The 22667-nt window shown below is 70.0% G+C and carries 27 protein-coding genes, 1 tRNA gene and 3 pseudogenes; 19 read left to right on the forward strand and 12 right to left on the reverse strand.

Annotated features, from left to right (window positions below):
* A partial coding sequence (locus ACFYW8_RS43045) for an Hsp70 family protein (protein WP_159011545.1) occupies positions 1 to 101 on the reverse strand: 101 nt, incomplete at its 3' end.
* Between the two features lie 147 nt (positions 102 to 248).
* Positions 249 to 1364, reverse strand: coding sequence for an MraY family glycosyltransferase (locus ACFYW8_RS43050; protein ID WP_389092915.1), 1116 nt, complete (start codon positions 1362 to 1364; stop codon positions 249 to 251).
* A 264-nt stretch (positions 1365 to 1628) separates the two neighbouring features.
* On the opposite strand from ACFYW8_RS43050, the gene ACFYW8_RS43055 reads away from it, so the two are divergent.
* Positions 1629 to 3905: a (Fe-S)-binding protein gene (locus tag ACFYW8_RS43055; protein ID WP_389092919.1), complete on the forward strand. Its 2277-nt coding sequence runs from the start codon at positions 1629 to 1631 to the stop codon at positions 3903 to 3905.
* Positions 3906 to 4033: 128 nt separating this feature from the next.
* Here ACFYW8_RS43055 and ACFYW8_RS43060 read toward each other — a convergent pair.
* From ACFYW8_RS43060 to ACFYW8_RS43070, 3 genes and pseudogenes are all read right to left on the reverse strand, one after another.
* Positions 4034 to 4209, reverse strand: a pseudogene (locus ACFYW8_RS43060) (antibiotic biosynthesis monooxygenase); the annotation flags it as partial.
* Positions 4210 to 4238: 29 nt separating this feature from the next.
* Complete coding sequence (locus tag ACFYW8_RS43065; protein ID WP_389092922.1) at positions 4239 to 4745, reverse strand: hypothetical protein; 507 nt, start codon at positions 4743 to 4745, stop codon at positions 4239 to 4241.
* 47 nt (positions 4746 to 4792) lie between these two features.
* Positions 4793 to 5149 (reverse strand): helix-turn-helix transcriptional regulator, encoded by a 357-nt coding sequence (locus ACFYW8_RS43070; protein ID WP_328674605.1) that lies wholly within the window; start codon positions 5147 to 5149, stop codon positions 4793 to 4795.
* Between the two features lie 384 nt (positions 5150 to 5533).
* On the opposite strand from ACFYW8_RS43070, the gene ACFYW8_RS43075 reads away from it, so the two are divergent.
* The 7 genes from ACFYW8_RS43075 (at position 5534) to ACFYW8_RS43105 (ending at position 8487) form a co-directional block, all read left to right on the forward strand.
* A complete protein-coding gene (locus ACFYW8_RS43075; protein ID WP_389092926.1) occupies positions 5534 to 5755 on the forward strand; it encodes a WhiB family transcriptional regulator in 222 nt (73 codons plus the stop codon).
* Positions 5752 to 6261: a hypothetical protein gene (locus tag ACFYW8_RS43080; protein WP_389092929.1), complete on the forward strand. Its 510-nt coding sequence runs from the start codon at positions 5752 to 5754 to the stop codon at positions 6259 to 6261. The genes ACFYW8_RS43075 and ACFYW8_RS43080 overlap by 4 nt, the downstream gene beginning before the upstream one ends.
* Complete coding sequence (locus tag ACFYW8_RS43085) at positions 6258 to 6446, forward strand: helix-turn-helix domain-containing protein (protein WP_389092934.1); 189 nt, start codon at positions 6258 to 6260, stop codon at positions 6444 to 6446. The genes ACFYW8_RS43080 and ACFYW8_RS43085 overlap by 4 nt, the downstream gene beginning before the upstream one ends.
* 238 nt (positions 6447 to 6684) lie before the next feature.
* Positions 6685 to 7086: a hypothetical protein gene (locus tag ACFYW8_RS43090; RefSeq protein ID WP_261706686.1), complete on the forward strand. Its 402-nt coding sequence runs from the start codon at positions 6685 to 6687 to the stop codon at positions 7084 to 7086.
* A gap of 47 nt (positions 7087 to 7133) precedes the next feature.
* Positions 7134 to 7727 (forward strand): phage tail protein, encoded by a 594-nt coding sequence (locus ACFYW8_RS43095; protein ID WP_365878897.1) that lies wholly within the window; start codon positions 7134 to 7136, stop codon positions 7725 to 7727.
* A 95-nt stretch (positions 7728 to 7822) separates the two neighbouring features.
* Positions 7823 to 8113, forward strand: a complete 291-nt coding sequence (locus ACFYW8_RS43100) for a hypothetical protein (protein ID WP_365878895.1) — start codon at positions 7823 to 7825, stop codon at positions 8111 to 8113.
* Between the two features lie 47 nt (positions 8114 to 8160).
* Positions 8161 to 8487 (forward strand): hypothetical protein, encoded by a 327-nt coding sequence (locus ACFYW8_RS43105; RefSeq protein WP_389093025.1) that lies wholly within the window; start codon positions 8161 to 8163, stop codon positions 8485 to 8487.
* 33 nt (positions 8488 to 8520) lie between these two features.
* On the opposite strand, the gene ACFYW8_RS43110 is transcribed toward ACFYW8_RS43105, so the two are convergent.
* Positions 8521 to 8853: a hypothetical protein gene (locus ACFYW8_RS43110; RefSeq protein ID WP_389092943.1), complete on the reverse strand. Its 333-nt coding sequence runs from the start codon at positions 8851 to 8853 to the stop codon at positions 8521 to 8523.
* Positions 8854 to 8970: 117 nt separating this feature from the next.
* Here ACFYW8_RS43110 and ACFYW8_RS43115 point away from each other — a divergent pair, with 117 nt between their 5' ends.
* The 10 genes from ACFYW8_RS43115 to ACFYW8_RS43160 all read left to right on the forward strand — a co-directional run bounded on the left by ACFYW8_RS43115 (position 8971) and on the right by ACFYW8_RS43160 (position 17144).
* Entirely contained in the window at positions 8971 to 9555 is a 585-nt protein-coding gene (locus tag ACFYW8_RS43115; protein WP_365878889.1) for a hypothetical protein, read from the forward strand.
* A 13-nt stretch (positions 9556 to 9568) separates the two neighbouring features.
* Positions 9569 to 10504: a hypothetical protein gene (locus tag ACFYW8_RS43120; RefSeq protein ID WP_389092949.1), complete on the forward strand. Its 936-nt coding sequence runs from the start codon at positions 9569 to 9571 to the stop codon at positions 10502 to 10504.
* Positions 10505 to 10514: 10 nt separating this feature from the next.
* Positions 10515 to 11360, forward strand: a complete 846-nt coding sequence (locus ACFYW8_RS43125; protein ID WP_389092953.1) for a hypothetical protein — start codon at positions 10515 to 10517, stop codon at positions 11358 to 11360.
* Positions 11347 to 13725 (forward strand): hypothetical protein, encoded by a 2379-nt coding sequence (locus ACFYW8_RS43130; protein WP_389092957.1) that lies wholly within the window; start codon positions 11347 to 11349, stop codon positions 13723 to 13725. Before ACFYW8_RS43125 ends, ACFYW8_RS43130 begins: the two co-directional genes overlap by 14 nt.
* Positions 13722 to 13910, forward strand: a complete 189-nt coding sequence (locus tag ACFYW8_RS43135) for a hypothetical protein (RefSeq protein WP_365878881.1) — start codon at positions 13722 to 13724, stop codon at positions 13908 to 13910. Before ACFYW8_RS43130 ends, ACFYW8_RS43135 begins: the two co-directional genes overlap by 4 nt.
* 41 nt (positions 13911 to 13951) lie before the next feature.
* Complete coding sequence (locus ACFYW8_RS43140; RefSeq protein WP_365878879.1) at positions 13952 to 14593, forward strand: hypothetical protein; 642 nt, start codon at positions 13952 to 13954, stop codon at positions 14591 to 14593.
* A gap of 7 nt (positions 14594 to 14600) precedes the next feature.
* Complete coding sequence (locus ACFYW8_RS43145) at positions 14601 to 15470, forward strand: peptidoglycan-binding protein (protein ID WP_389092965.1); 870 nt, start codon at positions 14601 to 14603, stop codon at positions 15468 to 15470.
* Positions 15467 to 15673, forward strand: coding sequence for a hypothetical protein (locus ACFYW8_RS43150; RefSeq protein WP_389092970.1), 207 nt, complete (start codon positions 15467 to 15469; stop codon positions 15671 to 15673). Before ACFYW8_RS43145 ends, ACFYW8_RS43150 begins: the two co-directional genes overlap by 4 nt.
* Positions 15670 to 15924 (forward strand): hypothetical protein, encoded by a 255-nt coding sequence (locus ACFYW8_RS43155; protein WP_389092975.1) that lies wholly within the window; start codon positions 15670 to 15672, stop codon positions 15922 to 15924. Before ACFYW8_RS43150 ends, ACFYW8_RS43155 begins: the two co-directional genes overlap by 4 nt.
* A 170-nt stretch (positions 15925 to 16094) precedes the next feature.
* Entirely contained in the window at positions 16095 to 17144 is a 1050-nt protein-coding gene (locus ACFYW8_RS43160; RefSeq protein WP_365878871.1) for a Yip1 family protein, read from the forward strand.
* Positions 17145 to 17250: 106 nt separating this feature from the next.
* On the opposite strand, the gene ACFYW8_RS43165 is transcribed toward ACFYW8_RS43160, so the two are convergent.
* Together ACFYW8_RS43165 and dcd are read right to left on the reverse strand one after the other, a co-directional pair.
* Positions 17251 to 17748, reverse strand: coding sequence for a phosphoribosyltransferase (locus tag ACFYW8_RS43165; RefSeq protein WP_389092981.1), 498 nt, complete (start codon positions 17746 to 17748; stop codon positions 17251 to 17253).
* 10 nt (positions 17749 to 17758) lie between these two features.
* Positions 17759 to 18334, reverse strand: coding sequence for a dCTP deaminase (gene dcd / locus ACFYW8_RS43170; protein ID WP_365869160.1), 576 nt, complete (start codon positions 18332 to 18334; stop codon positions 17759 to 17761).
* 609 nt (positions 18335 to 18943) lie between these two features.
* Between dcd and ACFYW8_RS43175 the strand changes: the two genes are divergently transcribed.
* Positions 18944 to 19017, forward strand: a tRNA-Gly gene (locus tag ACFYW8_RS43175).
* 89 nt (positions 19018 to 19106) lie between these two features.
* Here the strand turns inward: ACFYW8_RS43175 and ACFYW8_RS43180 are convergent.
* The 4 genes and pseudogenes from ACFYW8_RS43180 to ACFYW8_RS43195 all read right to left on the reverse strand — a co-directional run bounded on the left by ACFYW8_RS43180 (position 19107) and on the right by ACFYW8_RS43195 (position 22235).
* A pseudogene (locus ACFYW8_RS43180) lies at positions 19107 to 20271 on the reverse strand (tyrosine-type recombinase/integrase).
* The gene (locus ACFYW8_RS43185; protein WP_389092986.1) at positions 20271 to 20483 is read right to left on the reverse strand and encodes an excisionase family DNA-binding protein; all 213 of its coding nucleotides are present in this window, start codon (positions 20481 to 20483) and stop codon (positions 20271 to 20273) included. Before ACFYW8_RS43185 ends, ACFYW8_RS43180 begins: the two are co-directional and overlap by 1 nt.
* A pseudogene (locus ACFYW8_RS43190) lies at positions 20480 to 21787 on the reverse strand (replication initiator). Before ACFYW8_RS43190 ends, ACFYW8_RS43185 begins: the two are co-directional and overlap by 4 nt.
* 154 nt (positions 21788 to 21941) lie before the next feature.
* Complete coding sequence (locus tag ACFYW8_RS43195; protein WP_389093029.1) at positions 21942 to 22235, reverse strand: SpdD protein; 294 nt, start codon at positions 22233 to 22235, stop codon at positions 21942 to 21944.
* Between the last annotated feature and the right edge of the window lie 432 nt (positions 22236 to 22667).

Here is a 22667-nt window from a genome sequence, read left to right on the forward strand (position 1 = left end):
CTGGCGCCCTCGGCGTTGGTGATGACGGTGGGCTCGCCGCCCTCCAGAACGCTGACGACTGAGTTAGTCGTGCCCAGGTCGATGCCGACCGCACGTGCCATTTCGATTCCTCCAACAATGACTTGAGTGGAACGGACTCAAGTGTGCACGACGTCCGCCTCCCGGTCAACAGACCTGAGTCGCAGGGGCTCAACTCTTATCTGCTCCTTACACGCATGGAGCCATTGACCTGCGACTTTCTCTCAGAGTCAGTGCACCTTCACCGCACCCGAGGCCGCCGGACGAGGCCGCCCCGGCCGGACCGGCGATCTCGGGACGGGTCCCCCGGGGGCGGGAATCGCATGCGGATGGGGGCGGCGCGGGCGCGGTCCCGGACGCAGGGCCCCCATGACGGCGATCACCGCCACGGCGCCGGCCGGCCACCAGGCGGCACCGGCCCCCAGCCACCCGAGATCGATGAGCAGTCCCACCAGCGCACCCGCGAACGCGGCGAGCCCCGTCACCACCATGGCCCCCTGCCGGGTCAGCCCCGCCCGCCGCAGCCGGTGCACCAGATGGTCCGGAGCGGGGCGCAGCAGCGGCCGTCCCGCCCGCCGCCGTGACACCAGGACGAGGACGGCGTCGGCACTGGCCACGGCCGTCAGCGCGAACCCGGCGCCGAAGCCGGGCCCGGCGGGCCGCTCGGCGTGCACCTGCACGACCGCCGCGGCCAGCACGAACCCGGCGAACAGCGAGCCGCACCGCCCCGGCGCGATCCGGGCCGGCGGCCAGCCGTGCATCAGGAAGCCGGTGAGGGCGGCGGCGAGCACGCTGAGCAGCGCCGCGAGCCCGTCCATGACCTCGGCGGCCGCGCACCCGCTGAGCGCGAACGCGGTGATGACGCCGACCGTCCCCATCACCCCGTCCGCGTGGTCGAGGGAGCGGAAGGCCTGCGTGACGAAGACGATCCAGGCCACGGCCAGCGCTCCGGCCGGCACGCCGAGTTCGTCGTAGGGAACCGTCAGCGCGGCGGCGACGGCGACACCGGCCGCGCACACCACCGGGGGCACGGGCAGCAGATCGGTGGCCAGGCCGAGCAGGGCGACCACGATCCCGGCGACCAGCAGCCGTCCGGCCTCCGGCCCGAGCGGGGCGGCGCCTGTCCAGTCCCCGGCCCAGCCGACGAGCGCCGTCCCGCCCACCACGGCCGCCCCGCCGAGCAGCGGAACCGGACGCCCCCTCCCGGGTGTCCGCGGTTTCGCCCGCCGCGTGGGAAACCCCGTCCCTTCGACCGCGCCGAGGCGCAGGGAGGAGGACCGCAGCAGCGCGGCGAGCGCGGCGGTCAGGAGCAGAGCGGCGGTGGCGGCCGTGATTCCGTACAGCACCTCGCCAATTTAGGGGTAATTGTCACAGTATTGGGTGAATAACACGATCGGGTTTACGTGTCCTGCCGCCCTGGGTGAACCAGACCCTCTGCCCGTCCCCCGCACGGCCACTCAGGCTTCCCTCAGCGACGCAGATCACCGCACCTCTGGCTACAGTGCGGCGGAGGAAGTGGGTAGTCTCAGACGGACTGCATAAGTTACCGCTTAGTAATCACTTCGAGGTCACGCTCGAAGCAACACCTCGCAGGCCCGAGGAGCCCCCGAATGCAACTCGCCGCGATCATTGTGTCGCTGGTCCTGACCGTGGTCGGCGTTGCGCTGATCGCGCGGGCCGTCGCGCAGATCTACCGGTTCATCAAGCTCGGCCAGCCCGTACCCGCCGGGAGCCGCACCGACGACTGGAAGGCCCGCAGCGTCACGCTGGCCAAGGAGTTCGTCGGCCACACCCGTATGAACCGGTGGGGGATCATCGGCGTCGCCCACTGGTTCGTGGCCGTCGGCTTCCTGACCCTCGGCCTGACGATCGTCACGGCCTACGGCCAGCTGTTCAAGGCCGACTGGACGCTGCCGGTGCTCGGCGGCTGGCTCCCGTACGAGCTGTACACCGAGTTCATCGCGCTGTTCACGACGCTCGGCATCATCGTGCTGATCGCGGTCCGCCAGCTGAACCGGCCGTCGAAGCCGGGCCGCAAGTCGCGCTTCGCCGGCTCCAAGACGGGCCAGGCGTACTTCGTCGAGGCCGTGATCCTCGTCATCGGCCTCGCGATCATGACCCTGCGCGGCCTGGAAGGCGCGATCCACGGCGTCGACCACTACGAGGCCGCGTACTGGGCCTCGTACCCCCTGGTCGCGGCCTTCAAGGGCCTGAGCTACGGAACGCTGCAGAACCTGGTCTACCTGACCGCCATGATCAAGCTCGGCGTCACCATGGGCTGGGCGATCACGGTCGGTCTGAACACCAACATGGGTGTCGCCTGGCACCGCTTCCTCGCCTTCCCCAACATCTGGTTCAAGCGCGACGCCAAGGGCGCGACCGCCCTCGGCGAGCTGCTCCCGATGACCAGCGGCGGCAAGGCCATCGACTTCACCGACCCCGGTGAGGACGACGTCTTCGGCGTCTCCCAGGTCGAGCAGTTCTCCTGGAAGGGCCTGCTCGACTTCTCCACCTGCACCGAGTGCGGCCGCTGCCAGTCGCAGTGCCCCGCCTGGAACACCGGCAAGCCGCTCTCCCCCAAGCTCCTCATCATGTCGCTGCGCGACCACGCGCACGCCAAGGCCCCGTACCTGCTGGCCGGCGGCGGCAAGAACATGGAGGGCGAGGAGAAGGCGTCCGAGGAGCAGCTCAAGGACGTTCCCGCGGCCGCCCTCGCCGAGGCCGAGCGCCCCCTCATCGGCACCGCCGAGGAGAACGGCGTCATCGACCCGGACGTCCTGTGGTCCTGCACCACGTGCGGTGCCTGCGTCGAGCAGTGCCCGGTCGACATCGAGCACATCGACCACATCGTCGACATGCGCCGCTACCAGGTGATGATCGAGAGCGCGTTCCCGTCCGAGGCGGGCACGATGCTCAAGAACCTGGAGAAGAAGGGCAACCCCTGGGGTCTGGCCAAGAAGCAGCGCCTGGAGTGGACCAAGGAGGTCGACTTCGAGATCCCCGTCGTCGGCCGCGACATCGAGGACCTCAGCGAGGTCGAGTACCTGTACTGGGTCGGCTGCGCGGGCGCTCTGGAAGACCGCGCCAAGAAGACGACGAAGGCCTTCGCCGAGCTGCTGCACATGGCGGGCGTCAAGTTCGCGATCATGGGCGGCGACGAGAAGTGCACCGGTGACTCCGCCCGCCGCCTCGGCAACGAGCCCCTGTTCCAGGAGCTCGGCATGGAGAACGTCGCCGCGCTGAACATGGCCTTCGGCGAGGACGACGAGGACGAGTCGACCAAGAAGCCGCGGACGGCGAAGAAGATCGTCGCCACCTGCCCGCACTGCCTCAACACGATCGGCAACGAGTACCCGCAGCTCGGCGGCGACTACGAGGTCATCCACCACACCCAGCTGCTCCAGCACCTCATCGACGAGGGCAAGCTGCTCCCGGTGACCCCGGTCGAGGGCCTGATCACCTACCACGACCCGTGCTACCTGGGCCGCCACAACAAGGTCTACACGCCCCCGCGCGAGATCATGTCCGCCGTCCCGGGCCTGCGCCAGCAGGAGATGCACCGCCACAAGGAACGCGGCTTCTGCTGCGGCGCCGGTGGCGCGCGGATGTGGATGGAGGAGCGGATCGGCAAGCGCATCAACAACGAGCGTGTCGACGAGGCTCTGTCGCTGAACCCGGACATCGTCTCCACCGCCTGCCCGTTCTGCCTCGTCATGCTGACCGACTCGGTCAACGGCAAGAAGAACGAGGGCAAGGCCAAGGAGTCCGTCCAGGTCGTGGACGTGGCTCAGCTGCTGCTGGAGTCCGTCAGGACGCCGGTCGCGGACGAACCCCCGGCCGGCGAGGCGGAATCGGAGAACGAACCGGAACCCGAACCCGTGAAGTAACCGCCCCCTTCGGCACGACCGACGCCCCGCACCTGTCCGGTGCGGGGCGTCGGCGTGCGGGGCCTGCCCCGGACGCCGGTGACGCGCTCGCACAGCTCGCGCAGGAGGACGATCCCTGCGCCTCGCCCTTCGGGCCGGCCCGCCTGCTGCACCACCTCGAAGGACCACAGGATCGAGCCGGAGACTGCGGCTCGATCCGCTCTCCACCCTCGCCGCCGCCCTGGTGCGCGGACTTCATCGGCCCTTCCGTCCACGCCTGGAAGGACTCCTTGTCACGCCACCGCGTGTGGACGAGGTCGATATCGACCGCGTCGGCGGCTTCTTCCCGCTCCCTCATCCTTCGCCGTCGGGCCGCCGTACCGCATCGGCGCCCTCGCCGCGTTGCCGGACGCGCTCGTGCCGTCCGGCGCCGGGTTCGTCGTGCCGGTGCCGCAGCTCCGCCCGGGCGCGCTCGCCGCCTTGGCCGACGTCCGGGGCGCCGTGGCCGGGGAAGTCGAGCAGCCGGCCCATGGCGGACAGGGGGTCGGGATCCGCCGGATGCTCCGCCGGGGTGGCCGGATCAGCCGGAGCGGCCGCCACACGGCCCGGCGACTCGGGCCCGCCGGACGGGCGGACCGCCCGTGCGTGCTCCTCCCAGCCCGTGCGGTACCACTGGAGGTTGACCCGCTGCACCTCCTCGTCGGTGAGGATGCGGACCCCTTCCGGTCCCGCCTCCTGGACCTTCTCACCCAGTGCGATCAGCAGACCGCCCAGCAGCCGGGTAACCCGCTCCGCCTCGGTGTACGACCCTTCACCGCCGGTACCGTCCATGTCATCATCCCGGCGTCCCCCGTCACCCATGTGTGCACTCCTTGCACTCCCGGCTCCCCCGTCCCGCGTCTCTTTCCCTAAGGCCCCTCCCCCAGAAACTGCCGGGCGACCTTCACGAACAGACCACGCAGTTCCTCCGGCACGCCCATGCGCCGCGCCGCCTCCTCCGGGCTCAGCCGCCTGCTCGCTCCCGGGTCCGCTCCCGGGCCGGGCTCGAGCGGCAGATCGTCCTCGGACAGCCGCCCGGAGCGGATCAGCATGTCCCGCAGCGGCACGCCGAGCACCACGGCCAGACGGCGCATGGTCTCGAGGTCCGGCATGCTCTGCCGCTGCAGCAGCCGGGTCACCGCGGCCCGGTGGACACCGGAGTCGTCGGCGAGCCGCGACTTGCCACCGCCGCGTGGGCCGTCGATCACATAGCCGCGGTCCCGCATCAGGTCCTCGACCCAGACGGCGAACTCCTCCAACGCGTCGGTTCGTTCCGTTCGTTCCGTTCGTTCCGTGCTCGCGGCGCGTGTACTGGGCCCCATGTTCCCGCTCTCCCCTCGTTCCGGGAGCAGCGTACCGATCGCGCGCGCACCTGGAGTGTGCGCGCACGCGCGTAAGGGAGCCCATCTTTCTTCACCTCGCCACGGACGGCCCCGTCACCATATATAGAACATACGTTCGCATGCTGCGCCGCTGGTCGCATTCGGGCCACCACCTCTGACGCCCCGCCACCCCCGCAAGTCACTTGCGCTCGCGCTCGCACGATGCCACGCTGACCGTTGCTCGCATATATCGAACGAATATTCCCACCACCTGGGGAGGTATCGCTCGTGACCAGCGAACTCGACTGGCGCAGGGCTGCGGCCTGCGTCAATCTCCCACAACACTACGTGTTCACTCGCAACCTTTCCGACGCGAAACATACGTTGCGCGCATGCAATCAGTGTCCGATCCGACGTGAGTGCGAGGCTGTCGTAGACCCCTCGCACACCTGGTTCGACGGCGTCAGCGGCGGGCGGCTGTGGCGCAACGGACGCGAGGTCGCCGTATGAACCCCGCCGTCTGGATCACCTCCCTGCTGCGCCGGTTCCCCGAACTGGTCGCCGAGCTGGTGCCCGCCGCCCACGGGGGGCTGCGGGAACGGCGCGGCGGCGGGCCGGCCGGCGGCACCGGCGCCCCCGTACGCCTGCACGTCTCCGACGCCCTGCGCGACATCACCGACGGCGTCGTCGAACTGGAGGAGGCCGTACGGGAACGGCTCGGCCTGCGTCCGGTGCCCCCGGCCTCCGTACCGGTGCGGCTGCGCCGGATCGCCGGACTGCTGGAGCGGATCGCCCCCGACCCGGTGCTGGCCGCCCACGTCGAGGACGAGACCCGGCGCATGGCCGCGCGCTGCGCCCGCGCGCTCGGCGACCCGGAGCAGATGGTCCGCCTGCCCGGCCGCTGCCCGGCCTGCGACTCGGTGTCGCTGCGGGCGTTCCCGGAGCGGGCCGAGGTGCGGTGCGTGAACCCGCCCTGCGGGCACGTGGTCGGCCCGGCGGACGAGGCGGCGGCGTGAACGCCCCCACGGTCACCTCCGAGCTGGCCGCCGCCGAGGCGGGCGTCACCTCCGCCACCATCCGCAAGTGGGTGCAGCGCGGGCATCTGCGGCCCGTCGGCGCACAAGGCCGCCGACAGCTGTACCGGCTGGAGGACGTGTTCGCCGCCGAGCGTGCGACGAACCGCCTGCGCGGCAACCACTGACCACCGCCCGCATCCACTGATCCACGCCCACGACGAACCGGGGTCCCGTCGCTCGCCGCGACGGGGCCCTTTCGTTCATCTGGCCACCAACTCCCCCTGAAAAAAGGCGAGTTGCGAGATCCGGGAGTCGCCGTCACACTCGAAGCAGCGGCAGAGCTGCGCCCGGACCCCGGGCGACGGACCTGCCGCTTTCTGCTGCCCGGAATCCGGGACCCCTCTTCCCGAAGGGAGCGCCCGTGTGGCGATCCTGAACTTCCCCGACGTGGAGCGGCTCGTCGTCGACTTCCTGAAGAACCGGACCGAAATGGCCGGGACCACGGTCGACAACAGGCCGCCCGCCGGCTTCGACGGCACCCAGCAGGTCGTCCTCGTCTCCCGCGCCGGCGGCGCCTGGATCGACGACCTCAACCTCGACCGGCCGCTGGTCGACCTCGAGGTGTACGGCCCGGACAAGACCACCGCCCTCGTCACGGCCAACGCGGCCCGCGCCTGCGCCCTGGAACTCCAGGGCACCCGGTACGGCACCGCGCTGGTCACCGACGTCGACGAGGCGGACGGACCCCGCTGGCTGCCGGACTACAACCGCCCGGCCGGCAACCGCTACCTGGCCACCCTCCGGCTGTCGATCCGCCCGGCGTAAGCCACTTCACCTTTCTTCCCGAGGAATTCTTCCCGAGGAGCACACACATGGCAGGCTTCAAGAACACCGAGATCCGCATCGCCGGCGCCGGCAACGTCTGGTGGGCCCCGGCCGGCACCACCGTCAAGGAGACCACCGCGCTGGCCGCCCCGTGGGTCAACCTGGGCTTCACCTCCTCCGACGGGGTCAAGTTCAACAAGAAGGACAAGAACGACCCGGTCGACACCTGGCAGTCGATGGCCCCGGCGCGCTTCATCCTCTCCGACCGGGACCTGACCCTGAAGTTCCAGCTGATGCAGGTCAACAAGGACACGTTCCCGTTCTACCTGGGGCTCCCGTCGACCTCGGTCGTCACTTCGGGCTCCCAGACGGAGACCACCGCGCAGAAGATCGACATCGGCGGCATGCCGGGCGGCCAGGACCAGCGGGCCCTCGCCATCGACTTCGCGGACAACAACGGCACCAAGGACCTGCGCTACCGGCTGGTGATCCCGTACGGCGCAGTCTCCGAGGTGGAGGAGCTGTCGCTCAGCCGCACCGGCGCGGTCAAGCTCGGCGTCACCTTCACCGCGCTGTCGGGCGACGACCCGACCAAGCCGATGGCGACCTGGCTGGTCAACGACCCGGCGGCGCTGGCCTAGTCCACGCCGCCTTCCCCGGCCCCGGCGCCCGCCCCCCCTCCGCGGGCGCCGGGGCCGCCCCTTCAGCGCGCCCGCAACCGACACAAGGAGCCCCGATGGCCGGATTCGACGTCAACGCCGCTCGGGCCCAGCGCCTCGAAGCGCTCGGCCGCGACTGGACCTTCGAACTGGACGGCGACAGCTTCGAGCTGCCGACCGAACTCACCCGCACGACCGCCCGCACGCTGCGCGACCTCGACGACAACGACGTGGACGGACTGCTCCGACTCCTCCTCGGCGAGCAGCAGTTCGCCCGCTTCGAGCGGCACGACGTCACCATGCAGGACATCGCCGCGATCCTGGAGGCCTACGGCAAGGAGACGGGGCTGGGCCTGGGGGAAGACTGAGCCTCGGCGAGCTCGTCGAAGAGCACGCCGAGGCCCTGGAGGCGGACCTGCTCCGCCACTACGGCGTCGACCTCCTGGACTGGCACCGCGGCCGGCTCACCTCACGCCGGCTCGCGGTGCTGGTCAGGCATCTGCCGCGGGACAGCGCGCTCTTCCGGGAGGTGCACGGCGAGGGCGCCGAGTGGACCGTGACCGACCATCTGCTCGCCGCGGTGGTCGACCAGCTCACCCAGGCCAACTGGATGTTCGCCACCGTCAACCAGGACGAGGACGCGGAGCCCATGGATCCTCCGGAACCTCTGCCGCGCCCCGGTTCGGTCCAGGAGGCGGACACCCTGCCGAGTCCGGAGGAAATGGCTCGATTTCTCGCCTGACGTGAGACGGGCCCCTGAGCGACGCGGTATGCGTCACACCAAGGCCTTGATCACGCCCACAATCGCGAGAATCGTCGCGCCCGCGAAAAAGATGTACATAACGGCACGGTATCCCCCTACCGACTCCGCGCGGTCCTCCACCAGGACGGCACGCGTCGGTCGGCCTGGGTCGTAGAGAACCTGTGCCATTTCCCCCACCTCGAACATGGGGTCCCGCGGGCGCCTGGAGGACTTCACCATCACCCGTTTCCCCTTGCTCGGCTGGAAATAGCAGATCGACATCCCCTCACCGTCGCTCCAGAAGACGTCTTCGCACACCGCTTCCCCCAACACTCCGTGCTCATTGAGCCAGAAGACGCGCCGCACCCTGCGACGGGCCCACCAGGCCCCCCACAGACAAACCGCGAAGCACACCCAGACCGCCGACACGTACCCGCCCCCATCCGGTACCCGCACGCCGGGCCACCAGCCAGGAGGCAGCCCATGATCAACGCGCCCATTCCGTCGATATCCGCCGATGCCGTCAACAAGCTTCTGGAGCAGGCAAAGAGTACTGCCGTCGAGGCGGCGAAGACCGTCTTCAAAGACTTCCAGCTACACAAGGCCGGTGGAATCCAGGCCACCACCTCGTCCGGCCAGGCATTCAAGTTCGACCCTTCTCTGATCAAGTACGACGAGAAGGGCCTCACCATCGCGGGCGTCGCCATTCCCCACGTCCCCTCACTCAACAGTCTCGTGGGGCCGTACGTGGAAAGAGCGGTCAAGCGTTTCAAGCCGCCGAAGATCGAAGAGCCCAAAGCCACGAAGCAGGACCTCCAGGCCCTGTCCACCAAGGTGAGCACCGTCTCCCGAAAGACGTACGACACCGGCCAGTCCGTACAGCGCCTCCACCGGACCATGACCCAGAAGCTGGACGGCATCCAGGTCCGCATGGTCAGGCAGGCGGACCAGGTCAAGTCGACGCAACGCGAAGTCGACTCGCTCAGGACCGGCGCCCGGCACACGATCACCGAGATGGACGCCCTCCTCGAACTGATGACGGACCTGGAACAGCACATAGGACGATGAGGAGGCCCTCCCTATGTCACTCGTGCAGAGTTTGAGAAGCGCCACCGGCGCGATCCGCCAGTTCTCCTCCGCGTCGCGCACCGCCAACAGTTCCGTGCGGCATCTGAAGGACTCCACCGCCCAGGCGAGCAGCGACATCACCAAGTCGACTGCCACGACCGGTAAGTTCAAGACCTCCCTCGACCACCTCAAGACCTCCTCCGGAGGCGCCAAGAACGCCCTCCGCGACGTCAAGAGCCAGTCCGACGCCGTCGAGAAGTCCGTCGGCAACGCCGGCAAGAAGGCGACGGCGAGCGGGACTTCGATGAAGGGCTTCGGTACGGGACTGAAGGGCGCGTCCCTCGCCCAGAAGGGCCTCAACACCGCCATGAAGGCCAACGCCTTCGGGCTGATCATGGCCCTGCTCGCCCCGCTCATCTCGAAGTTCATCAACATGGACAAGGTCTCCGCCGCCCTCGCCAAGGGCGTGAAGTGGGCCTGGAACGCCATCTACAACGCGATCAAGAACCACGCGGAGCCCATCAAGTCGGTGCTGAAGGGCATCATCAACGCCTTCACCGCGCTGCCCCGCGCCTACATCGGCGGCCTCAACGCCATGATCGGCGCCCTGAACCGCATCCACGTCAAGATCCCCGACTGGGTGCCCCACTTCGGCGGCCGGGAGTTCGGCATCCATCTGCCGATGCTCCCCAACATCCCCACCCTCGCCCAGGGCGGTGTCGTGCCCGCCCGCCGCGGCGGCACCCTCGCGCTGCTCGCCGAGGCCGGCGAGCCCGAGGCCGTCATCCCGCTGTCGAAGCTGGAGCGGGTGCTCGGCTCGGGCGGCGGGATGCACCGGCTCGCCGCCGCCGTCGAGAGGCTCTCCGAACGGCCCGTGCACGTCGAGGTCGACTCGCAAGTCATCGCCCGCGCCGTCCTCGTCGGACAGCGCCAGCTCGCCCGGAGGTGAGGGAGAGACCATGGCCAGGAACCTGTGGATCGGACGGCCCGGATTCATGCGGGAGATCGCCCAGGCCGCGAAGAGCTGGGACCGCACCGCCGATCTGAACGTCACCGAGTTCAAGTCCCTCGAAGGGAACATCACCACCGTCGCCCCGGCGCGCACCGTGCGCCGTATCAAGCTGTCCTGGGACGCCCTGCCCCCGGGCGACGCCCAGCACCTCACCCGGCTGGCCCGCAGGGTCAACGAGCCCGGGTTCCAGGGCGGGCCGCAGCCGCCGTACGGACCGCTCGCCCTGCTCGACCCGGCGTCCGTGAACCTGCTCGACCCGTACCAGGCGACCGCGCAGAGCACCCAGTCCAGCGGGACCGACCACTGGTTCACCGTGCAGGGCACGATCGTCGTCCGCCCCTCCCTCTCGGACACCGTGGTCGCCGACTTCCAGGACGCGACCAGCCGCCTCGGCTGGCGGCACGGTGTCTGGACCGGGTGGCCGGTGATGCCCGGTATGCAGGTGTCGTGGCTGCTGCCGCCCGACTGGAACCCGGCGACCGCCACCGCCCAGCTCGACTGGAAGGCCGTGGACGGGACGTACCTCAGTTCGATGTCCGCGAACGGCACAGGTGTCACCGGGACCGCCCCGGCCGGCGCCGCCTTCGTCACCCCGCTCGGCGGACCTGGCGCCATCGGCCTCTACGGGCTCGCCGGAGCGTGCCTGACCATCGGCGAGCCGGCCATCGCGTTCTCGCTCGGCGACGGCTGCCCGGCCATGAGCGTCACCGGCTACACCGACGTGCCCACCGTCCCGCTGCCCTACCGCAACGTCAGCCTCGACCTGGTGGAGGTGCGCAGTGCTCAGCTCTGACCCGGCGCTGGCCGAAGCGCTCGCCGCCCCCGACCGCACCCCGGCGCACACCACCCGCTGCGGCGGCCGGGAACTCGACGCCCAGGTGCAGTCCTGGAAGGTCGAGCGGGCCTACAGCACCGATCTGCCCGAGGCCATGCGCGCCGTATCCGGCAGCGCCTCCGCCCAGCTGGAGATGCAGCTCGGCGGCGCGAACGGGGTGCCCGCCCCCCAGCTCTACTCCGCGTGGGCCGGGCGCGCCACCGGCGACGCGGTACGCCCGGGGCAGTCCGTCGCGCACGAGAGCGGACTCACCGGCGCGACCCTGCCCGCCTTCCGCGGCACCGTCCGCTCCCGCACCGCGGCCTCCGGCACGGACTCCGTGACCGTCCAGGCGCTGGACGGCGCCGAGCGGCTGCGCGGACCGGCCCTGCTGCCCCGGCCGTACCACGGTCTGATGTACGCCCAGCCGGTGGCGAGCGCCACCTGGTGCGTGGACGAACTGCTGCGCCAGGGCGGCATCCACACCTGCCCGCCGCCCCGCGCCCCCGCGGTCGCCACGGATGTCACGGCACCGTTCACCGTGCTGTACGCCTCCCTCCACGGCGGCTTCAACTCCACCCACGGCCAGCCGGAGACACTGCCCGCCCAGACCTCGTACTCCTGGATCCGGGACGGCGCGCCGCACGAGATGGCCCTGATGCCGAACGCCCCGGGACTGGCGGTGGCCTGGACACCGCGGTCCCGGTTCGTGGTGGCCGGCAAGGTGTTCCAGATCGAGCTGTACGCCAACTCGGCCCGTGCCGTGGGCAGCACCGTGGATCTGAAGCTCGTCTTCGACCGCAGCGCGGGCGCCTACGGCCACTACAGCCTGAACGTCGACTTCGCCGCCGGCGCCGTACGGATGAGCTCCGGCACGTTGAACGGCGGCGGACAGACCTGGATGTGGACGCTGCCGAAGGTGGCGTCCCTCAAGGGCGCCTGGCACGTGGGCGTCACCGTGGACACCAGCGCCGGGACGACGTCCGCCACCATCCCGGCAACCGTGCTCCCGCGGCTGACCGCTCCCGACGGGCAGTTCCTCCCGCTCGGCGCCGCCACCTTCAACACCACGGTCGCCTACCAGCCGCCGTCGGAGCTCTGCCGGATCGAACTGACGACGGACATGGCCGTCGAGTGCCTCCAGGTCACCGACAACTCGTGGCCCGACCTCGCCTCCTACACCGCCGACGAGTACGAGCAGCGGGGCCGCTGGTCCAAGGCCGCCGAACTCGACGAGGTCACGGTCCCGCTGTACGACGTGCCGAAGGTCTCCGGATCCCAGTGGGAGGCGATCACCGAGATCGCCCGGGCCACGATGTCCACGGCCGAGTTCGACGAGCAGGGCGTCTTCCGCTGGCGCGGACCGGCCCGGTTCCAGAAGGTCCCGGCCCAGCCGGACGTCACCGTCACGACCCTGCGGGACATCGCCGCGCTCACCGTCTCCGAGGAGATCGACGCCTGCCGCAACTACTGCAAGCAGACGTACCAGGACTACACCGGCGTGCGTGCCACCGACGGCGAGACCACGACCGACACGGCCGTACGGGAGATCGGGCCCGGCGCGGTGGTGGAGGTGGCGTACGCCATGGCCGAGGACGAGCTGGACATCGGCCCCGTGCAGATCGAGGACGACGCGGCCACGACGCTCGGGAACAAGGTCCGCTTCGGCAGCGCGGTCACCGGCGGTACCTCGGTCAAGGGCTGTGTGACGGTCAGTTCGCGGCGCGACGGGCCGAACTACATAGTCCGGTTCGCCAACCGCGGCACGGCGAGCGTGTGGACGGTCACCAAGGACGGCAAGCCGTCCGTGCAGATCGTGCCCCGGAAGCGGACCGCGGACCCTGCGCAGCGTCAGTACGCCTGGTACAACAGCGGCAGCCAGTCCTACTACGGCAAGCAGGTCTACGAGGCGCCCGCGACCGACTGGGTGCAGCAGCAGAAGGTGGCCTCCGACCTCTCCCACGCCATGCTCGACGCCGGCCGCTACCCGGTCCCGGTGCTCGGCGAGGTGGACATCCTGCACGACCCACGCATCCAGCTCGGCGACGTCGTACGCGTGGTGGACACCACCGGCGCCGCCCTGGACACCCTGGCCTGGGTCGTCGGCATCCGCACCACCTGCCAGGCGGGCTCGGTGCCGCAGCAGACGCTGACCCTGCGCGGCACCTCCTACAACGGCGTCCCGCTCGACTCCGGCCTCACGCCCGACCCGCCGGTGGACCCGCAGTACGGCACCCGGCGCAGCTACGCCCTGGTCGCCGCGCAGTTCCCGACCCTGGACGACCTCACGAAGAGCAGGCTCAGCTACCGCGAGCTGCTCCAGCCACCAGGAGGCGCCGCATGAGCGACCAGCCCGCAGTGACCGCGGAGGACGACGGCACGTCCGTGGTCCTGCCGTCCGAGTCCGCGCCGGACGACTCCGCCCAGGACGGCGACGTCGCCGTGCCCGTGCCGGTGGACAGCGCCGCCGCCCGCTCGGGTGACGACGGCAGCCCGTCCGACACGCTCCCGCCGCCCTTCGGCACCTGACCGCCCCCGCCCGCACACCGCATCCGCATGGAGGAGCCGTCATGGCCCTGCTCACCCCGCTCGGCAGTCTCCCCTACCCGCAGCCCGCCGACGCGGCGAACGTCCCGCAGCACATCCAGTCCCTCGCCGAGGCCGTCGACGGCCGGACCGTGCTGCGCTTCGCCGACGCCGCCACCCGCGACGCGAAGGTGACGTCCCCGGTGGCCGGCATGCTCGTCTGGCTCAGCACGCCCAAGCAGTTCTGGTACCACACCGGCAGCGCCTGGGCGCAGCTCGCACCCGGCCCGGTCCACCTGGCCAACACCACCACCGGCACGACCACCTCGGCGTCGTACGTGGAGACCCTCACCGGCTCCACCGGCGACCCGACCGCGGTCACCTTCACCGCCCCGGCCTCCGGCTCAGTCCTGGTCACGGTGGGCGCCCGGGTCAACAGCAGCGCGGCGACAGCCGCCTACGTCTCCGCCAACATCCGCCTCGGCACGACCGTCTCGGTCGCCGCCGCGGACGCCCGGGCGGCGATCTCCTACGGCACCAACCTGTGCTCCGCCACCACCCAGTTCCAGGTGACCGGCCTGACGGTGAACAGCTCGTACACCGCCACCCTCGCCTACAAGTCGGCCGCCACCACCAGCACCGCGACCTTCACCAACCGATTCGTGACCGTCACTCCCGTCACCTGAGGACGCCATGGCAACTCCCCTCACCCCGAACGCCCTCGTGCGCGCCCTGCGCGCCGAGGGCGTCGCCGTCCGCGAGCACGGCGCCTGGCGGACGCACAACCGCAACCACAAGGGCCCATGGGGCCCCGTCAACGGCGTGATGCTCCACCACACCGCCGGCTCGGACAGCCTCCGCCTCTGCCTCGACGGCACCGCGGCGCTGCCCGGCCCGCTCTGCACCGGCCTGATCACCAAGGACGGAAACGTGCACCTGGTGGGCTACGGCCGTACCAACCACGCCGGTTCCGGCTCCACCGCCGTACTGTCCGCCGTGGTCGCCGAGAAGACCCCGCCGCCCGCCCCGGGCCCGGACGCCGTCGACGGCAACGCCCACTTCTACGGCTTCGAGATCGAGAACCTCGGCACCGGCCGCGACCCGTACCCGACGGCCCAGCTCGACGCCGTCGAACGCCTGTCGACCGCCCTGTGCCGCGCCCACGGCTGGAGCGCCGCGAGCGTGATCGGCCACAAGGAGTGGACGCGGCGCAAGATCGACCCGTCCTTCTCGATGCCGGGCATGCGCACCAGGATCGACGCCCGCCTCGGCCTCCGGCCGGCCCCCGGCCCGGCGTCGTACGAGCCCTTCCCCGGCGCCGCCTACTTCGTCCCCGGCCGCCGCGGCCCACTGATCACGGCGATCGGCCGGCGCCTCGTCGCCGAGGGCTGCGGCCGCTACACCGTCGGCCCCGGCCCGGTCTGGGGCGCGGCGGACGTCCGTTCGTACGCCGCCTGGCAGCTGGCACTCGGCTACCGCGGCCCGGCCGCCGACGGCGTCCCCGGGCGCACGAGCTGGGACCTGCTGCGGGTACCGCGTACGGCCGAGGAGGCCGTCCGATGAGCGACGCGACCCGCCGCACGCTCCGGACGTCCTTGCAGACCGTGGTCGCGCTCCTCCCGCTGCTCGCCGGGGAGCCGTCGGCCAGGAACGCGCCCGCCGTCGCGGGTGTGGTGGCGATCGCCGCCGCGCTCACCCGCGTCATGGCCCTGCCGGAGGTGGAACGCCTCCTGCCCTCCTGGCTGCGCAAGGAGGGCCGTACGTGACGACGCACGAAGCGGGAGGAGTCGCCCTGGAGCTGGAACGCCTGCGCCGCTCGGCCGATGTCGGCTTCGCCACCACCCGGGGCGACCTCGCCCTGCTCCTCCAGCGCGCCGACCAGACCGACAAGACGCTCAACGAACACGAGGACCGCCTGGACGCCCTCGAACGCGCCCGCTGGCCACTCCCGTCCCTGGCAGCGGTGACCTCCTGCACCGCACTGGCTGTGACCCTGTGGGAAACCACCCACAGATGACTCCGGTGCCCCCGGATGACCCACGGGTGGAAGACACGGGCCATGGACCCCGCACCCACCTGCGGATCCCCCGTCCCCACGGCCCGTGTCTTCGGCTCACCGCCACCCGACCGCCCCTGGGGCACAACGGGCACGACCACCCTGACGCCCCCCTGACAACCCCTTAGGGGATGTCACAGCTCGGCACCGATGGCGGGCCCGTCGCCCCGGGCCGGGCACGTCACTCTTCGGGACCAGGTACGTTCGATAACGTGGCTGGATTCAGGATCGGACGCGGCGGCCGTGACAACCGTGCCCCGCAAGCGCGACCGCAACAACAACCGTCGTACGGACAGGCCCCCCAGGGACGCGGACAACAGTCCCCCCAGGGAGGCGGGCAACCGCCGTACGGCTATCCGCCCGCGCCGCAGCAGCCGCAGTACGGGGCACAGCAGCCGTACGGCGGACAGCAGGGCGGTCAGCCCTACCGCGGCGGACAGCAGGGCGGCTGGCCCCAGGGCGGCGGACACGGCGGCGGACACGGCGAGCCGGAGTACTTCGGCGACGGTCACCCCCAGCAGGGCCCGGACCCGTACGCCGCGAACAGCCCTGGCCACACCCAGGCCTTCTCGATCGGCGAGGACCCCTACAACCAGGGCGACACCTACCGCGCGGGCCAGGCGGCCGCTCCGCCGGTCGGCCCCCGGCTGCACTGGAAGGACCTGCTCAAGGGCATAGTGACGGCCCCCAACCGGACCTTCCTCCAGATGCGCGACTACACGATGTGGGCCCCGGCCCTGACCGTGACGTTCCTCTACGGCCTGCTGGCGGTCTTCGGCTTCGACGGCGCCCGCCAGGACGCCATCAGCGCGACCCTCTCGAACGCCGTCCCGATCGTCCTGACGACCGCCGTCGCCCTCGTCATCAGCACGTTCGTCCTGGGCGTGGTCACCCACACCCTGGCCCGCCAGCTCGGCGGCGACGGCGCCTGGCAGCCCACGGTCGGCCTCTCCATGCTGATCATGTCCCTCACGGACACCCCGCGGCTGCTCGTCGCCATGTTCTTCGGCGGCGACGCGTCCTTCGTCCAGCTCCTGGGCTGGATCACCTGGGTCGCCGCGGGCGCCCTGCTGACCCTGATGGTCGGCAAGTCCCACGACCTCCCGTGGCCCAAGGCCCTCGCCGCGTCATCCATTCAGCTCATCGCGATCCTGTCGATCATCAAGCTGGGCACGTTCTGACGCCGCGGGCGGCACACACACCCGCTCAGAACTGAGAAAGAGGGGCTCCCGGCACACCGCCGGGAGCCCCTCTCACGTGCCGGCCATGGCGGCGACGGGCCGAGGCCTACGAGTCGAGGACCTGCCCGGTCCGCCGCACCACGGGAGGTTCGACACTCCACGGGAAGTTGATCCACTCGTCGGTCCGCTTCCAGACGTACTCGCACTTCACGAGCGACTGGGTCTTCTCGTAGATCACGGCGCTGCGGACCTCGGCGACCTCGCCGACGCAGAAGTCGTGCACGAGCTTGAGCGTCTTGCCCGTGTCGGCGACGTCGTCGGTGATCAGGACCTTCTTGTCGGAGAAGTCGATCGCGTTGGGGACGGGAGCGAGCATCACCGGCATCTCCAGCGTCGTCCCCACGCCCGTGTAGAACTCGACGTTCACCAGGTGGATGTTCTTGCAGTCGAGGGCGTAGGCGAGCCCGCCCGCGACGAAGACACCGCCACGGGCGATCGACAGCACGATGTCGGGCTCGTACCCGTCGTCGGCGATGGTCTGTGCGAGTTCGCGTACGGCGACGCCGAACCCTTCGTAGGTGAGGTTCTCGCGCACGTCGGACATGGGTACCGCCTCAGACCTGGGTGCGGTGGAAGTTCAGGAAGGAGCGGGAAGCCGTCGGCCCGCGCTGGCCCTGGTAGCGGGAGCCGTAGCGGTCGCTGCCGTAGGGGAACTCGGCCGGCGAGCTGAGCCGGAACATGCACAGCTGCCCGATCTTCATCCCCGGCCACAGCTTGATCGGCAGCGTCGCGAGGTTGGACAGCTCAAGGGTCACGTGCCCGGAGAACCCGGGGTCGATGAACCCGGCGGTGGAGTGGGTGACCAGCCCGAGCCGTCCCAGCGAACTCTTGCCTTCGAGCCGCGAGGCGAGGTCGTCGGGCAGTGAGACGACCTCGTACGTACTGGCGAGGACGAACTCTCCGGGATGGAGGATGAACGGCTCGTCACCCTCGGGCTCGACCAGCCGCGTGAGGTCCGACTGCTCGACCGCGGGGTCGATGTGGGGGTAGCGGTGGTTCTCGAACACCCGGAAATAGCGGTCGAGCCGCACGTCGATGCTCGACGGCTGCACCATGGATTCGTCGTAGGGATCGATCCGGACCCGCCCGGCGTCGATCTCGGCCCGGATGTCCTTGTCTGAGAGAAGCACGCCCTGAGGATACGCAAGGCGCGCGGAGCCACCACAATCGTGACGACCCCGCGCGCCCGTAATGGTCATTCACCACTACGACGCCACTGCATTCCCGTCACCACTACGACCACTACTACGACCACTACTACGACGCCACCGCTACGACGCTGTAGCGACTGCGCCCGCCACTACTGCTCCGTCACTGCCTTCTCCAAGGCGACCGGCACCACACTGCGGAGCCGGGCACACCGTGGACACCGGAGCAGCCGGCCGGGGCCGAGCCGCTCGGCCTGCTGCATCGGGAACGAAGCGGTGCTGAACACGTGCCCCTCGGCACAACGGACGACGGTGCGCTCCATCAAGTCCCAGAGTCCCTTCCCCAAGAGCCGCGTCAGGCTGATGCCCTGACGACGAAAGCCACATTACGGGATGAAGGAGACGGTCCTCCAGGCGGCACTCCGACCCCGCCCGGACCCACTTCGGCGGTCCCACCGTACGCCCCAACTCCGGTCCCACGCAGCCGCATCCACCCTCCGAAGCACGTGCGGGCCCCGCGGCTTCGACGCCGGAGGCCGGGCATGAGGTAGAGTGAGCGAGCATTCGGCACCGGTTCAACCGGCGTCTTACGCGGGTGTAGTTTAGTGGTAGAACATCAGCTTCCCAAGCTGAGAGTGCGAGTTCGATTCTCGTCACCCGCTCCATGTGAAACCCCCAGGTCGATGACCCGGGGGTTCTTTGTTGTCCAGACCAATGAGCGGGACGCGCACCACAACCGCACCATAAGGACGGGCTAGGTGCCGGTGGGGTCCTCCTTGTGGTGCGCCCGATCGTCGTCGTGGTGCTTTGCACGCTCGGCCCGCACCATGTCGTCGAGCCCGGCGGCCACGTCCCGTTGCCGCTCGTCGTCGGAGTGCTGATAGATGAGCGCCGCCTTCTCGGAGGACTGGCCGGCGCGGACCATCGTGTCCTTGAGGGTGGCTCCCGAACGGGTCGAGAGCGTGTGCCCGGTGTGACGAAGGTCGTAGAAGCGGAAGCCTTCCGGGAGCTCCGCGACCGAGCGGGCCCGAATCCATTTCCGACCGAACGAGGTACGCCGGAAAGGCGCGCCCTTCTCACCCACGAACACCAAGCCGTCCGGCCCTTTCTCGGCGTACCAGGCGAGGTGCTGCCTCACCTCCTTATGGAGAAAGGCCGGAAGGACGACAGCTCGAGTACCCGCGTCGGACTTGGTCTCCCCGGGAGCGCGCCGGCCGTTGGTCCGCTCGGGCTCGGCCACACGGATTCGGATCACCATGTCCTCCAGGTCGACGTCCCGGCGGCGCAGACCTGCCAGCTCCTCGGGTCGCATCGGACCGTAGGCGCCGAGGTAGACCATGAGGCGCCAGCGGATGCCGACCGCATCGGCGAGGGCGTCGACCTGGGCGACGGTAGCGATACGACGTTCAGCCGCAGACTCCTTGCCCGCACCCTTGATCCGACACGGGTTGCGGCTCACCAAGTCATCATCCACAGCCGTCTCAAAGATGCCTTTGAGCAGCCGGTATGACTTGGCCACGGTGGTCTTTGCCTTGGTGGTGCGGAGCCGCTCAGCTCGCCATTCGCGGACGCGCGGAGCGGTGATCTCGTCGAGGTCGAGGGCGCCGAAGGTCGGAAGGATGTGGAGCCGTAGAAGGTGCGTACAGATCCTCGGTGCGTACGGCCAACTCCCTTTCCTCGACCCATTTCTCGGCATAGATGCGGAAGTTGACCGCTCCGGCGTCCGGGGCACGCCAGTCACCGCGGCTGAGATCCGCCTCGACCTGAGACAGCCAGATCTCCGCGTCCTTCCTGGTCTCGAAGGTCTCGTCCGCCCGGACACGCTCGCCATCGGGTGCCAGGTACGACGCCGTCCAACTCCCAGACCGGTACTGCCGAACCGCGCCGAAGCGGCGACGCCTGCCTTTCTTGTTGGCCATCAGGCAGCCCTCCGCAGGCCGACGCGACGAAGCCGGATCGGCTCCACGGTGCGCGCGGCAAGGAACTCATCCACCGCGCTTGCGGGTATGCGGACGTGCCGACCGACCTTCACGTACCGGATGCGTCGCTCCTCGATCAGCCGCCGCGGAAACCGAACCGAGGTGCCGAGCAGCTCGGCGACCTGGTCGACGGACAGATGCTGCTCAGTCATGGGGTCGGTTCTCCTTCCGTGCCGGGAGCGGGGGCGAGGGTCGCGGCCAACCATGCCTCGGCCGCGGATAAGCCCGTGCCGGCGAACATCCAGTGGGAAAGGACAAGGGTCGTGTCCGCCTCACCGACGACATCCGGCGAAGCCTGTGCTCGGCGCCATTCGGCACGGGCGTTCCGCAGCACACCGAGGGTCGTCGAGTAGCGACGCGTCTTCGTGGAGAAGTGGCCGCGGAAGCCAAGCATGTGGGCCCAGGCACGAAGACGGAGGTGGCCCAACTCCTTGATCGCACCAAGCCTCCAGGCTGTGCGCACCATGCGCCGCGCGTGATCACCGAGATCGAGAAGGGCCAGCTCGGCGATGAACTTCAGCGGCCGGTCGAGGCCGCCCGTCGTGGCCTCGGCTCACTTGGTGGCGTACTTGGCGATGTACGACGCCACGGCCCGTTCCGTGAGCTCGGAGGGTCCGTCGAAGTCGCCCGATCGGATGGGACGCACGTCGAGCTGCTCACCGAAGCTGAACGTGTGCGCACGACCGTCGAGGACGGGGCCAAGGACTCTTGCCCTGGCAGTCGCGGAGGCTATCGCGTCCGCCAGGAGCTCCGTGGTGGCCCAACTCGGGGGCTCACTGCTGCCACCGTCCGGGCCATCGATGCGGATGACCGCGTGGAAGTGGACCGCACCGCGCTTCTGGAACTCGGCGACCTTGGCGAAGGAGACCCGGGCGAAGTCCGCGAACTCCCGCTGTGTGAGGCCGGCCCGCTTGGCTATCTCCCGGCGGAGGTAGATGGAGAAGCGCCGCCAGAGCATTCCGGCGTGCGCGTTCCAGAGGACGGCGCCTTCGTAGTCGTACGTCGCCGGGTCGAGGGGTGTGCCGAGCGATTCGTCGTCGGCGTCGTGCAGGAGTCCGCAGCGGCAGGTGCGGACAGTGCCGCGTCGGTCTGTGGGCCGGTTGTGGACGGGCCCGAAGCCGGGTGCGGTGAAGGTGGCGAACACCTTTGGGTGGATGGTGACGGTGGCGGGAGTGCCTTTGCCGCCTCGCAGTCCGGCGGTGATCAGGTGGAAGGTGTCCCGGCGGTAGGTCTCCGCGCAGCCCGGGCAGCGGGTAGCTCGGGCAGCGGGTAGCTCGGCGGTTGTTGCAGCGTACGAGGAGGTTGCCTGCCGGGAGCGAGGCGAGTCGAGGCGGTGGAGAACCCGGCCTATCTCGCCGGTTCGGGTGTCGACCGCGTGCTCGACGCGGTGGCCGTCCAGGCGCACAGGCTGTGTACAACCACCGATGCCGCGGAGCTGTTTGACGAGGGTGGGCATGCCGCCCAGGGAGACGAGCGCGCCCAGTTCTTTGACTGGGGGCGGAACGCGTCCGGTAGTAATGGGAACTGTCCTTTCGGTTTCGGTCGGGAGGACCCGTGCCTGCCGGGGCGGCGGGATGCTTGGCGGTATCGAGGCCGCCCCGGCAGGCTGGTCAGCGCTTGTGGGCGCTGTTGAGCAGGGAGCGCAGCACCAGGGCCGCGATGGAGACGGAGACGGCCGTGATGGCGACCGTGGCCAGGAGTGCGGTCAGCACGACGCCCACGACGAGGACCGCCGCAACGGCACCCGCCCCACGGCTGACGAACGGCGAGATCGGGCGACTGGCGGACGCCATCGGGGCGTGAGCGCAGGAGCAGGTCACCGGAGCGCGGTGGTGCTCGGCAGGGGCGGCCGGCCTGTGGGCGATCGGTAGCGGAGCCGCATCGGGCATTTTCGGGCCGAGCAGCATGGTGTTTCTCCTTTCAGCGATGGGTGCCGTCGACGACGTCGACACCGGAGCGGGTGCCGAACTCGATGGCCGGGGCGAGGAAGGTCTGAGAGAGCAGGAAGCCGAACAGGGCGATCACGACGGCCACCCACATGTGGATAGGCCCGGCGGTATGAGTCGAGCACCCGAATTCTGCGGCTCACGGCCAAGGACATGCCTCCGGCGGGGGATCGGCCGGCACCGGGTGGGAGGGGGCGCCCTTCCCGGCCGCGGGTGCATCGTGGCGAGCGTGGTGGGCTCCCATCCCGTCCACCATCGACCCAGGCAGAGCCGAGCAGACGCGGCCCATGGGAGCTGGGGAGAGTGGTGGGTTGAGGCAGGGGTGCCTGTCAGGGATCAGTAGGCCAGATCAAGGATGCTCTGCACTGCGAGCCCAACGGCGACACAGAA

This window comes from Streptomyces sp. NPDC002742 (assembly GCF_042888885.1).
Classification (GTDB): domain Bacteria; phylum Actinomycetota; class Actinomycetes; order Streptomycetales; family Streptomycetaceae; genus Streptomyces.